Origin of the sequence: Arthrobacter sp. UYEF3, assembly GCF_040546245.1 — a bacterium.
Lineage (GTDB): Bacteria > Actinomycetota > Actinomycetes > Actinomycetales > Micrococcaceae > Arthrobacter.
This window is the reverse complement of sequence record NZ_JBEPNK010000043.1, coordinates 1-11,954: the sequence shown is the minus strand read 5'-3', so window position 1 is coordinate 11,954 and position 11,954 is coordinate 1. Positions and strand designations below refer to the sequence as shown.

At 63.4% G+C, this 11,954-nt stretch carries 12 protein-coding genes and 1 pseudogene; 6 read left to right on the top strand and 7 right to left on the bottom strand.

Features of this window, described 5'->3' with window-relative positions:
• Positions 1-97: 97 nt before the first annotated feature.
• From ABIB14_RS18195 to ABIB14_RS18180, 4 genes are all read right to left on the bottom strand, one after another.
• Positions 98-925 (bottom strand): amino acid ABC transporter ATP-binding protein, encoded by an 828-nt coding sequence (locus ABIB14_RS18195; RefSeq protein ID WP_354237310.1) that lies wholly within the window; start codon positions 923-925, stop codon positions 98-100.
• Positions 922-1,890 (bottom strand): amino acid ABC transporter permease, encoded by a 969-nt coding sequence (locus tag ABIB14_RS18190; RefSeq protein WP_354237309.1) that lies wholly within the window; start codon positions 1,888-1,890, stop codon positions 922-924. The genes ABIB14_RS18195 and ABIB14_RS18190 overlap by 4 nt, the downstream gene beginning before the upstream one ends.
• The gene (locus ABIB14_RS18185; RefSeq protein WP_354237308.1) at positions 1,887-2,786 is read right to left on the bottom strand and encodes an ABC transporter substrate-binding protein; all 900 of its coding nucleotides are present in this window, start codon (positions 2,784-2,786) and stop codon (positions 1,887-1,889) included. Before ABIB14_RS18185 ends, ABIB14_RS18190 begins: the two co-directional genes overlap by 4 nt.
• 68 nt (positions 2,787-2,854) lie before the next feature.
• On the bottom strand, positions 2,855-4,081 hold the full coding sequence (locus ABIB14_RS18180) for a M20 family metallopeptidase (RefSeq protein WP_354237307.1): 1,227 nt from the start codon (positions 4,079-4,081) through the stop codon (positions 2,855-2,857).
• A 207-nt stretch (positions 4,082-4,288) separates the two neighbouring features.
• Here ABIB14_RS18180 and ABIB14_RS18175 point away from each other — a divergent pair, with 207 nt between their 5' ends.
• Both ABIB14_RS18175 and ABIB14_RS18170 read left to right on the top strand, forming a co-directional pair.
• The gene (locus tag ABIB14_RS18175) at positions 4,289-5,335 is read left to right on the top strand and encodes an Lrp/AsnC family transcriptional regulator (RefSeq protein ID WP_354237306.1); all 1,047 of its coding nucleotides are present in this window, start codon (positions 4,289-4,291) and stop codon (positions 5,333-5,335) included.
• A 41-nt stretch (positions 5,336-5,376) separates the two neighbouring features.
• Positions 5,377-5,811, top strand: a pseudogene (locus ABIB14_RS18170) (Tn3 family transposase); the annotation flags it as partial.
• A 271-nt stretch (positions 5,812-6,082) separates the two neighbouring features.
• On the opposite strand, the gene ABIB14_RS18165 reads toward ABIB14_RS18170, so the two are convergent.
• Positions 6,083-6,376 carry a hypothetical protein gene (locus ABIB14_RS18165; protein WP_354237305.1) on the bottom strand — a complete coding sequence of 98 codons (294 nt, stop codon included), beginning with the start codon at positions 6,374-6,376 and terminating at the stop codon, positions 6,083-6,085.
• Positions 6,377-6,916: 540 nt separating this feature from the next.
• Between ABIB14_RS18165 and ABIB14_RS18160 the strand changes: the two genes are divergently transcribed.
• The 3 genes from ABIB14_RS18160 to ABIB14_RS18150 all read left to right on the top strand — a co-directional run bounded on the left by ABIB14_RS18160 (position 6,917) and on the right by ABIB14_RS18150 (position 10,038).
• The gene (locus ABIB14_RS18160) at positions 6,917-8,179 is read left to right on the top strand and encodes a M20 metallopeptidase family protein (RefSeq protein WP_354237304.1); all 1,263 of its coding nucleotides are present in this window, start codon (positions 6,917-6,919) and stop codon (positions 8,177-8,179) included.
• The gene (locus ABIB14_RS18155; RefSeq protein WP_354237303.1) at positions 8,176-9,504 is read left to right on the top strand and encodes an MFS transporter; all 1,329 of its coding nucleotides are present in this window, start codon (positions 8,176-8,178) and stop codon (positions 9,502-9,504) included. Before ABIB14_RS18160 ends, ABIB14_RS18155 begins: the two co-directional genes overlap by 4 nt.
• Positions 9,505-9,756: 252 nt before the next feature.
• Positions 9,757-10,038 (top strand): hypothetical protein, encoded by a 282-nt coding sequence (locus tag ABIB14_RS18150; RefSeq protein WP_354237302.1) that lies wholly within the window; start codon positions 9,757-9,759, stop codon positions 10,036-10,038.
• Positions 10,039-10,279: 241 nt separating this feature from the next.
• Here ABIB14_RS18150 and ABIB14_RS18145 read toward each other — a convergent pair whose 3' ends face one another.
• Positions 10,280-10,438, bottom strand: a complete 159-nt coding sequence (locus ABIB14_RS18145; protein WP_354237301.1) for a hypothetical protein — start codon at positions 10,436-10,438, stop codon at positions 10,280-10,282.
• Between the two features lie 225 nt (positions 10,439-10,663).
• Between ABIB14_RS18145 and ABIB14_RS18140 the strand changes: the two genes are divergently transcribed.
• Complete coding sequence (locus ABIB14_RS18140) at positions 10,664-11,386, top strand: AAA family ATPase (protein ID WP_354237300.1); 723 nt, start codon at positions 10,664-10,666, stop codon at positions 11,384-11,386.
• Positions 11,387-11,541: 155 nt separating this feature from the next.
• Here the strand turns inward: ABIB14_RS18140 and ABIB14_RS18135 are convergent, their stop codons facing one another.
• Positions 11,542-11,838 carry a VOC family protein gene (locus tag ABIB14_RS18135; protein ID WP_354237299.1) on the bottom strand — a complete coding sequence of 99 codons (297 nt, stop codon included), beginning with the start codon at positions 11,836-11,838 and terminating at the stop codon, positions 11,542-11,544.
• Positions 11,839-11,954: the final 116 nt, after the last annotated feature.

Here is an 11,954-nt window from a genome sequence, read left to right as displayed (position 1 = left end):
GACTTCTATTTTCAAAACCACCGGAGGCTCCATGTCGCCTCCGGATATCCACCCACGCACCTACCACGGGCAGGTCACCTCATTTTCGGACTAGGGGTCAGAGGACGCGGCCTAGGAACTCCTGGGTGCGGGCGTGCTGCGGGGCGGCAATCAGTTGGCGTGGATCTCCACTTTCCACCACGACGCCGCCGTCCATGAAGGTCAGCGTATCGCCCACCTCACGGGCGAAGCCGATCTCGTGGGTAACCACGATCATGGTCATGCCGGACTTGGCCAAGTCCTTCATCACGTTCAGGACATCGCCCACCAGTTCCGGATCCAGCGCGGACGTCGGCTCGTCGAAAAGCATCAGTTCCGGTTCCATCGCCAGCGCCCGGGCAATCGCCACGCGCTGCTGCTGGCCGCCCGAGAGCTGGGCCGGGTAGTGGTTGGCGTGGTCCGCCAGCCCGACCCGGTCCAGCAGTTCCAGTGCCTTGGATCTGGCCTTCGCCTTGGATTGCCGCTTGACCTGGGTGGGCGCCTCGATGATGTTCTGCACCGCGGTGCAGTGCGGGAACAGGTTGAAGCGCTGGAACACCATGCCGATCTCCCGGCGCTGCATGGCGATGCCTTTAGCGGTCAGGTCGTGCAGCCGGCCGTTGGCCTCGCGGTAGCCGATCAGGTCGTCACGGACGTAGATCCTGCCGGCGCTGATGGTCTCCAGCAGGTTGACGCAGCGCAGCAGCGTGGACTTTCCGGAGCCGGAGGGGCCGATGATGACCGAGACCTCGCCCTGCTTGACCGTCATGTCGATGCCGCGGAGCACGTGATGCGCGCCGAAGTACTTGTGCACGCCCTGGATCCGCACGAGGGTCTTACAGGCATCGAGTGTCGCTTGGTGGTTGGCCACTGCGGTCTCTACACGTTCGTTTGTTGCCGAGCTCATACCTGGCCACCTTCTTCCGTGCCAATGTCGGGCGTGGTGTGGGCAGCGGTCACTGCCTGCGTTGCCTTCACGGGGGCCGGAACAAGATTGTCCACGCCCTTGCCGTAGTGGCGTTCAATGAAGTGCTGGCCCACCATCAGCAAGCTGGTGATCACCAGATACCAGATCGCGGCTACGATCAGCAGCGGGACGGGCAGGTAGGTGCGGTTGGCGATGGCGTTCGTGACGAACGTCAGATCCAGGGTGAACGGCACGGCCAGCACCAACGAGGTGGCCTTGAGCATACCGATCGTTTCATTGCCGGTCGGAGGGACGATCACCCGCATGGCCTGTGGGAGGATGATCCGCCACATGATCTTCGACTTACGCATGCCCAGGGCTTCCGCGGCTTCCATCTGGCCGTTGTCCACAGACTTTAGCCCGGCCCGGAAGATTTCCGCCAGATAGGCAGATTCGTTCAGGCCCAGGCCCAGGACGGCTGCAACTGCGGCAGTGACCAAGTCCTGGGTGGCGAAGCTGAAAAGCTCCGGACCGAACGGAACACCGAGCGCCATCTTGGGGTACAGCACCGCGAGCAGGCCCCAAAACACCAGCTGCGTGTACACCGGGGTGCCGCGGAAGAACCAGACCCAGACCCAGGAGACGTAGCGGAACAGCGGGTTGTCCGACTCACGCATAAACGCCAGCAGGATGGCGAGGACCATGGCCAGGACCATGGAAAGCACGGTCAGCAGCAGCGTCCAGGCGATGCCCTGGACCACCAACACGTCCAGGATGTAGGTGCGGACAATGTCCCACCGGAAATTCGCGTTGGTGACCAGGCTCTGAACCAGGAGGGTCGCGAGCAGGAGGACGATGACGCCGCCCACCCACCGGCCGGGGTGGCGGACAGGAACCGCTTTAATCAGTTCCGGCCCGGTGTCCGTACGCACCTTGTCCCGGGCCTGCACAAGCGCAGGAGTCACTTGCTCACGTCCGGGTTTACCTTGGCATGGTCGATGGCCCCTGAGCCGTTGCCCCAAGCGTCCAGGATCTTTTTGTAATCTCCATCAGCCATGAGCTTGTTGACGGCTTTTGCGACAGCGTCGGCCAGGGGTATGTCGTTCTTTGCTACGGCTATGCCCACCGGGGAGGCTCCGTAAACATCCCCTAAGGCCTGCAGCTGGCCGCCGGACTGGGTGATGGCATAGGCAATCGTGATGGATGCCGCGGGCATGGCGTCGATCCCGCCCGCCACCAGACGGGTGCTCACATCGGTCTGGCTCTTCAGCGAGACTATGTTGATGGCGGGCTTACCTTCCGAGATGCATTTGGCGTTCCGGCCGGCCAGGTCCTCGGTTTCCTGGAAGCTGCCGCTTTGGACTCCTATGTTCTTTCCGCACACATTGTCCAGGTCGAAGTTTTTAGGGTTGCCCTTTTGCACGGCCCACTGCGTGCCGCCCTGGAAGTAGCTGACGAGATTGACGGCCTTGAGGCGCTCGTTGGTGATGAAGAAGGAAGAAACACCAAGATCGTACTTGGTGCCAAGGGAGGGCAGGATGGAGGGAAAGTCAGCGGTGCTGATGCTGACTTTGAGCCCGAGCTTGGTACCAATGGCCTTGGCCAGATCCACGTCGTAGCCTACTGCTGTCTGTCCGTCGCTGCCTCCCAGTGACTCGGCGGGGGGAAAGGTGGTGTCTGAGCCGATAGTCAGCGTACCTTTGGACCGGATCGCAGCCGGGACGCTGGCGGCCAGGGCGTCATCCTTAGTTACACTCAGCGGATTGAAGGCGGGCCCTCCCGAGGGGGTGTTTGCCACTGCGGACTGGGAAGCGGTGGTGCAGGCGGTCAGCCCCACCAGACCTGCGGTGAGGACGAGCATGCAGGTTGCGTTTTTAAGTCTGGACATTTTCTGGCTAGTTCCGATCATGGGGGATGTTGGGGTCTGTGTCATGAAGTTTGGTAATGCGTGGGCCGTGAATAGGGCACCTGCTGTGCTGCCCTATTAGGCATCGGAGGCGTCTCGGTTGGCGGAACTGCTGCCTTCCGGGCTCGCACACCTTCCAGAAGCAGCCTGCGCTGTCCGGCGTCCCGGGCCAGGTCCATGCCGACAAACGCCAAGGCGAGGGCGCCGTCGATGATCGCCCGATCCGCGTCGGGGCCGATGCCGGCAGCCGCGAATTCTTCGGTGTGTGGGCCGGCGCCGCCGGTGTCATAACCGATGGTTGGATGGATGCTCGGGACGATCCGTGAGACATTGCCCATGTCCGTCGATCCGCCGCGTTCTGCTCCGGTGTCCCTTACGCTCCGGCCTAGGGTTTGGGCGGCGGCCGCATAGGACCTGGTCATGAAGTCGTCGTGCACCAGCTCCGCGTAATCCAGCCCGCGGGGTTCGATGGTCAGCTCGGTTCCGGTAGCCAGGGCCCCGGCCTCGAAGCAGACCCGCACTCGGGCCTGTAGCTCACGGAGCTGGGGAAAGTCTGACGCGCGGATCTCGTAGTGGGCGCGAACGTGGCTTGGAATGACGTTGGACGCCTGGCCGCCGTCGGTGATGATGCCGTGCACCAGGCTCCCCGGCGGCAGTTGCTGGCGCAGGAGTCCAATGGCGGTGTGCGCCAGCGTCATCGCGTCCAGGGCGTTCCTCCCCAGCCAAGGGGCGGCCGCTGCGTGCGATGGAACGCCGGAATAGGTAATGTTCCAGGCCCCCAAAGCGTGCGTTGCCATGCCTACGGTGTCCTCATTGCCGGCGTGGACCATCATCGCCGCGGCTACGTCGTCGAACATTCCGGCCTGGACCATGTAGACCTTGCCGCCCCCATCCTCCTCGGCCGGGCTGCCCAGCAGCCGGACCGTTAGTCCCAGTTGGTCAGCCACCACAGCCAGCGCCAGCGCCGCTCCCACGCTGATGGCGCCGCTGACGTTGTGTCCGCAGGCGTGGCCCAGCATGGGTAGGGCGTCATACTCGGCCAGGAGGGCAATGACGAGCTCGCCGTCCCCGAAGCTGGCCTCGAATGCTGTGTCCATTCCTGCGATCCCACGCTCGATCCGAAAGCCTGCTTCTTGCGCTATCGAAATGATTTTTTCTGCCGAACGGTATTCCTCAAAGGCGACTTCCGGCTCCATGTGGAGACTGTGGCTCAGGCCGATCAACTCCGGTGCGAGCTTTTCCACTCGCATACCGACTAGTTTTCTTAGCTCTTGTACGTCCATCCAGGTCATACACTCCTTACTTGAACGTGGGTTCTCACCCATCGATGGCTGGGGCGTCGGGAACCAGCGTCTCGTCTAATGCCTGACCGCTAGCGGTAGGCACGCGTCCTCCCACTACCGGGGTCTTCGCACTGGTTAAACGGTGACAGCAATCACATTTGACACTGCATTTTGATGGATTTCTTTTTTTTCGCTCGCTATCTGCAAGAATCGAGCATGCTAAGTTCCCTGGATTATGAAATCGTGAACGGGCTTCAGATTTCGCCGCGGATCGAATGGTCCGACCTGGCTCGCTCCCTTGATGTTTCGGCCGCCACCCTGGGGCGCCGCTGGGCTACCCTCAGGGATGCGGGACGAGCTTGGGTGGTCCCATCCCCAGGACCTGAATTGCCCACTTACCGCGCGGTGGCCTTTGCGCTGGTCAAATGCCTCCCAGGGCGCCGGATGAAAGTCGCCGAGGCCATTGCCGGGCATCCGGAAGCGATAACTGTTGAAATCACGGCAGGAACCGCCGACCTGCAGTTGGATCTTGCAGCTCGCGACATGCACGCATTGTCTGAGTACCTCATGGAAACGCTGGGAGGCGTGTCCGGCGTGTCCGAAGTCCGTACGGCTTTTGTTACCCAGCTATATCAGGAAGCCAGCCAGTGGGAACTGAGAACCCTGAACCCCGCACAGATGAAAAATCTCGCCGGACACCGGTCTCGACTCAAGTCAGAGGGCATTGCTGACAGGACGCTTGATTGGCTCGACCAAGAACTGCTGGGGCAACTCATGGTCGACGGACGGCGTACCTGGTCTGAGCTTGCCGCTTCCACGGGGACCAGTCCCGGCACGGCAAAACGCCGGATCGACAGTCTTCAAAAGGCCGGGCTCATGAGCTTCCGGTGCGAGGTCGACGCCGAACTCGCGGACTACCCTGTCTCGGTCTCGCTGCTCGTTTCTGTTCCACCAGCCCAGTTGGATTCCGCCCGCAGCATGGCCCAGAAGCTGCCCGAGTGTCGGCTCGCCTCCGCCGTCACCGGACCGCACAACCTTTTCCTCAATCTATGGCTGCCGCATCTAAGCCACCTTCCACGTGTCGAGGCTGGTATATGTTCCAAGATCCCCGAATTGCAGGTCCACGACCGACTCGTCGCCGTCAGAACTATCAAACGTGCGGGCGGGCTCCTAGATAGCCGTGGCCGCCGGACCGGTGTAATAGCCCTTAGCGCGTGGTGAAGGCAACGATTCGAGGCTCTTCACGCGTTCTCGACACCTAGCCCGGCCAGAACGGGCTCGCCATCGCGCTGCGGGAACTGAGAAGAATCGAACGGACCCTCTTCCTGCTGGACTGGCTCAAAAATCCTGACCTGCGTCGCAATGTCACCGCCGGTCTGAACACGGGCGAGGCCCGTTACACACTGGCCCGGGCGGTGTTCTTCAACCAACTCGGCGAGTTCCGCGACCGCTCCTTCGAGCAACAGCGCTACCGGGCCAGCGGACTGAATCTCCTCACGGCAGCCATCGTGCTCTGGAACACGGTCTCCCTCGACCGCACCATCACAACCCTGGACAGCGACGGCAGCACCACGGACCCGGGCCTCTTGCGGTTCCTCTCGCCCATGGGCTGGGAACACGTCAACCTCACCGGGGACTACATTTGGCCACGCCCCAACCACATCAAACCAGGCAAATACAGGCCACTAGCCCGGCTTAGCGCCGGAAATTCAATGAATTCACCCCCACGCGAAGGGCCACATGGCCGCAGACTGCCATTTGGGGCTTCAGGACCAACGCTCGGGAAAGCCACGCTAAGCCGGTGGCGGCCAGATGGCAGGGATTCCGGGCCGCAGCTGCTGTTGCGCCGGGCCGGGGGAGCCGGTTGTGGGCCGTCGTCTTTTGTTGAGGTGGACGTCGATCCGTGGGTCGCCGTGGTACTCGCCGAAAATTGGGCGGATATGGCGGACCGGCGTTAACCCGGCACGTTCAATCGTTGTAGGTGCTCGGCTTGAGCGTGGCGAAGCCGGTGGGGATGATCAGGCTCCGGAAGGACCACAACTCCTGGGCGATCTGGCCGTGGCGTCCGGCAGGAACCCATGCAGACCACTGGCAGCTCACGGGATAGCCGGAGTAGGACTGGGCCATCTCGCAGCGGAAGGAGAACAGCTGGCTGTTCAGCACCCGGTTGAGCTGGCGCCGGGCGGTGGCCGGATGGTCGCCCACAGCGTTGGCGACCTCTACCGCCGTCGCCCGGCCGCTCCGCTTCAGTACCTGCAGCATCGCTGCGCGGCGCCGGACCGTCCCAAACGGGTGCGGTCCCCCAGCGCCTTGAATGCCTGCTGCTGGGCCTGGTCAGGGCGTTGAGCCGCCAGCCGTGGCCGCCAACATGGTGCTTGGTGCACAATGACGACTGGTAGCGGTTGAGCCCCGGGATGGCGGCCAGTTTGGGAGTGACGTCCTGGCTCAGGTCCGCCTGCAACGGTGTGATCACCGTCAGCATCAGGTCCCGGTTGCGGGCGCCCTCCTCCACCGGCATGATTTCGGGGATGCCGCAGACCGCCTGGTGGCATGGACGCCGAGCACATCCGCGGCGTCCGTCCAGCTGACCCGCGGCGCAATCTGCAGCGCATGGATGAGCAAAAGATCATCCTGGGTTACTTCCATGGCCTTCCATCCGCGTGTTTTCTGCATTTGCAGCGGCAGAAATGCATTTTTCCTGCGATTTCTCCGGACGTGAACCACGCCACCTCAGAATATTCTTCGGCACAAATCTCCGCCCAAGCGGAGCAAACCGGCCGAGCCACTACCACCAGGAGAACAATGCAGCTCATTGACCAGGCCCGCGAACTCGCCCCGGATACCACCCGGTTCCGCCACCAGCTGCACCGCGAACCGGAGGTCGGGCTGGAGTTGCCGCGCACGCAGGAAAAGGTGCTGGCCGAGCTGGCCGACCTGCCGCTGGAGATCTCGCTGGGCGCGGACTGCAGCTCCGTGACCGCGGTGCTGCGCGGCGCAGCCTCCGGCGCCTCCGGGGCACCTGCAGCCGGCAACGGCACCCGCCCCACGGTTTTGCTCCGCGCTGACATGGACGCGCTTCCTGTGCAGGAGCGCTCAGGGGTGGACTTCACCTCCGAATTCGACGGCGCCATGCACGCCTGCGGCCACGACCTGCACACCTCGATGCTGGCCAGCGCCGCCCGCCTGCTGAGCGAACAGCGCCATACCCTTGACGGCGATGTGGTGTTCATGTTCCAGCCCGGCGAGGAGGGCTACGACGGCGCATCCGTCATGGTTCGCGAGGGCGTGTTGGACGCCTCCGGCCGCCGCGTGGACTCCGCTTTCGGCATGCATGTCTTCGCAGGGCTGGAGCCGCACGGCCAGTTCGCCACCAAGCGCGGCGTCATGATGAGTGCTTCCGACGGCCTGGTGGTCACGGTGCTGGGCGCGGGCGGACATGGCTCCGCGCCGCACAAGGCCAAGGACCCGGTGACCGCGGTCAGCGAGATGGTCACCTCTCTGCAGGTCATGGTCACCCGGCAGTTCGACATGTTCGATCCTACGGTCCTCACGGTGGGCGTGCTGCAGGCGGGCACCAAAAGGAACGTGATCCCTGAAACAGCCCGCTTCGAGGCCACCATCAGGACCTTCTCCAAGTCCGCACAGCAGAAGATGATGACGGCCATTCCGCGTCTGCTGCACGGAATCGCCGCCGCGCATGGATTGGAGGTAGATGTGGCCTATCATCCCGAATACCCCATCACTGTGACCGACGTGGATGAGACCATCCACGCGGAACATGCCATCGAGGAGCTTTTCGGCTCATCCCGGCATAGCCGCTGGGCCACGCCGCTGAGCGGTTCCGAAGATTTCTCCCGGGTACTGAACGAGGTGCCTGGCTCATTTATCGCCCTGAGCGCCGTGGCTCCCGGGGCGGACCACACATCCAGCGCCTTCAACCACTCCCCGTATGCCACCTTTGACGACAGCGTCCTGGCCGACGGCACCGCTCTCTACGCCCACTTGGCGATCAGCCGCCTCCGGCAGCTGTCCCAGGCCCCATCCACCGAGAAAGTAGCACGATGACCATCACTCCCAGCACGACGGGCACGACGACGCCGGCTCGGTCCCCCGGCACCCCGCCAGTTGTCCCCGGCAAGGCCCAGTCCCGCCGTCGTACGCTCATCGGCACCGGCATTGGCAACGCGCTGGAATGGTACGACTGGAACGTCTATGCAGCGTTTACCGTTTTCATCGCCGCCCAGCTGTTCGACAACAAGAACCCCGCCTCTGCGGTCCTGGCGACGCTGGCCATCTTTGCGGTCGGTTTCGTGGCCCGGCCCTTCGGCGGCTTCCTCTTCGGCTGGATCGCCGACAGGAAGGGCCGCAAATTCTCGCTGATGCTCTCCGTGGGCATGGCCTCCGTCGGCAGCCTCATGATCGCGCTGACGCCGAACTTCGGCACGGCGGGCGTCGTGTCCTCCCTGATGCTGCTGGTGGCGCGCCTTATCCAGGGTCTGGCCCACGGCGGGGAGCTGCCCTCCGCCCAGACCTACCTGTCTGAGGCCGCCCCGAAGGAACGACGCGGGCTGTGGTCCAGCTGGATCTACGTCTCCGGCACCTGCGGCATCCTGTCCGGGCTGGTGCTGGGCGCGGTACTCAACTCCACGCTGCCCAAGGCCGCGATGGATTCCTACGGCTGGAGGATTCCGTTCCTGGTGGGCGCGGCGCTGGGCGTGTTCGCGCTGTTCATGCGACGCGGGATGGCGGAGTCAGAGGTCTTCAGTGCGGACAAGGCGCCCCGCCAGCCGCTCTGGCCCCAGATTTTCAAGCACCGCAAGGCCGCCGCACAAGTCATCGGCATGACGCTAGGTATGACCGTGGCCTACTACGCGTGGGCCGTCAACGCCCCTGCCTACGCCGCCAGCGTCCTGCACATCGACCGCGGAGAGGCTCTGTGGGCAGGAGTGGTGGGCAACCTGGTCTTTATGGCGGCCCTGCCGTTCTGGGGCTGGCTCTCGGACAAGATCGGCCGCAAGCCGGTCATGCTCTTCACCACCATCGGCACCGCGCTGCTGTTCTTCCCGATGAATGCCATCCTGAAAGACTCCGCCTGGCAGCTGGTGCTCACCCTGTGCGTCATGCTGTTCGTGATGGCGGCGTTCTCCGCGATCGCCCCGGCCGTCTACGCGGAGCTCTTCCCCACCCGGATCCGCGCCATCGGCGTGGGAGTGCCGTACTCCATATGCATCGCGCTCTTCGGCGGCACCGCCCCCTACCTGCAGTCCTGGATGGCGACCACGTTCGGCCCGACCACGGCGTTTCCGGTCTACGCGATTGTGCTGCTGGTGATTTCCACACTGGTGGTCCTGACACTGCCCGAGACGAAGGGGAAGGACCTGCGCGACTGACACCTTGGGGAGCCGCGGGCTGTCCGCGGGCTTCGCTCCCGCTTTGGACCCGCGTGCCTGCGCCGCCTCCACCGTTGGACCGGCGGGGACCTCTGCGGTGCCGTGGTGGCCGGCTGCGGCCACGAGCCCCTGCACTGGGTGCAGCTGAAGCTCAACGGCGACTACACCGTCAGCGGGTTCGGTTACCAGGGCCGGTTGGCACGAAGGTCTCCGCCTGCTCGCTGGTGGACAGCAGCAGATCGGATTTGTCCCGTGCACGCGAAATTCATCAGGTTCCAGGCGAGTAACGCGCTGAATGGCCCGCAGTTCCCGGCCACGGCGGAGACTCTGGTCCGCGGCAGTTCGGCGGCGGTGCTGGCGGGCTTCGATCCCTCGCCGCTGCCGGCCGACACCGCGTGTACGCCCGCCGGCGGGCGTGTACGCCCGCCGGCGGAACGGGCGCTGCGTATGCGGCAACCGCTACACGGCGACACCTTGTATTCCTTGTCGGGAGGAATCGGTTACGTCCCGATGTTCATGCCGCTGCAGCTTTAGGGCGTCATTCATCGTCCGAGCCTTTGCCTTCATGTCAAGATCCTGGACTGAGTGGCCACAGTAGCCGTCCACGGAAGTCAGTAGCCCACCGGACGCTCCAGGCGTCCGCTTGGGGATCCCTTCCCCTCGCTTTGAATCTACCCGACCAATCGAGCCTTAGGGGTCAGGACCGTAACGGAGCAGCTAGAGGCAATGGGGGCCGGCACTCCGGCACGCCCTTGGCCGCAACTGCGCAGGGGCATTAGCTGTCCTCGGCCCGTGCCGCCCTCTTCAACTCAGCGATCCTCAGCCGTAAGAAGATGATGGCCAAGATCAGAGCGTACACGGCCAGGACGGCCACCGCGATCACGAAGACAGCGTATAGGATCCCGATGATTCCGAAGGCTGGACTTAAACTCATTGCTACCCCCAATAGTCTTTGAGCCCCCATGCTACGCAAACCGCCAGCAGTTCCCCTGGACGCGGGAAGGCTCGCCCGTTCGCTGACGAGTGTTCCAATCGATCGCCGGATGCACCCGAGGGTGCCCGGCAAAGGATCCTCCACCGGACGCCTGCATGCCACGATGGTGCCTTCGATGGTTCGGGCTACTTGGTGGACCAGCGGAGTAGGTTGCAACAATGGGGCATGCCTTCGCACAATACTCCGATCAGACGGGTGGCCGAAGACCCTGCCCACCAACTCGACCGCCATCGGTGGCCGGGCATCCTGGCCCCTGTCGCGCAGGTTCTGGACCGCGGACTCGACCTGGCCCCGGCGACTATCTTCGTTGGCGAAAACGGGTCGGGTAAATCCACTCTCGTGGAAGCTATCGCACTGGCCTATGGCTTATCCCCGGAAGGCGGATCTACAGGTGCCCGGCACAGCACCCGATCTACCGAATCCGTTCTCGCCGATCACCTGCAGCTCGTCCGAAACGCCGGCGCCACACGTCGGGGTTACTTCCTGCGCGCTGAAACCATGCACGGCTTTTTCACCTACCTTGAGAAGAACCCGAGCACATCGGGTCCGGACATCTCATTCCACGACATGTCACACGGAGAATCGTTCTTGGAACTGGCGGTGGATCGTTTCCGGGGACGCGGACTATGGGTTCTCGACGAACCAGAGTCGGCGCTCTCCTTCGCGGGATGCCTCAGCCTCCTCGCGGTCCTGAAAGATCTCCTTGCCGAGGGCTCGTCCCAGGTCATCATGTCCACCCACTCCCCGGTCCTCGCAGCTCTCCCTGGTGCGCAGATTCTCGAAGTCGGCCCGTGGGGACTCCGGCAGCGGACTTGGTCCGAACTCGACCTAATTTCCAGCTGGCGGTCGTTCTTGGACTCGCCTGAGAGATACCTGCGTCATCTGTAGGGAACGCCCGGTAAGGGATCCTTCACCGGACACTCGTCAGATTCTGCTTACCCGGCGGCTACGAGCTCGATCTCGAAGCCGTCTGGGTTGAAGAGGTAAGCGGCATAGTGATCAGGTCCGCCAGCGTGCGGGTACTTGTCCTGGAACAGCTGCATTCAGCCGTGAAGAGCGCTTTCAACGACAAGGGCATCCACGTCTTTTTGGCTTCCGGCGTGGAACGCCAGATGGTTGAGGCCTGGTGCTGCGCGATGGTGTTTCCGGCCGCTCAAGGCTGGTGACTGTTCAGCCACTATGTAGGTCTGATCAAGTCGCCAGCTGATTCCTGAGTCCCAGCTTTGGTAAGTGGCGTATCCCAAGCGGGGCAGAATCCAACCCCATTCCTGCTTGGCGCGGTCGATGTCAGGGACCCATACCTCGATATGGTGCAGGGATCCCGTGGGAGAGGTGTTCACGTGGGGAGTCTTTCATTCTCGGGTTACGTCCATTAGCGTGGTGTAACCGGCCCTGATGGGCGTGTTTGCCAGATGCGAAGGCGGTCACCGCGTGATCCTTGGAAATGACAGTCCAA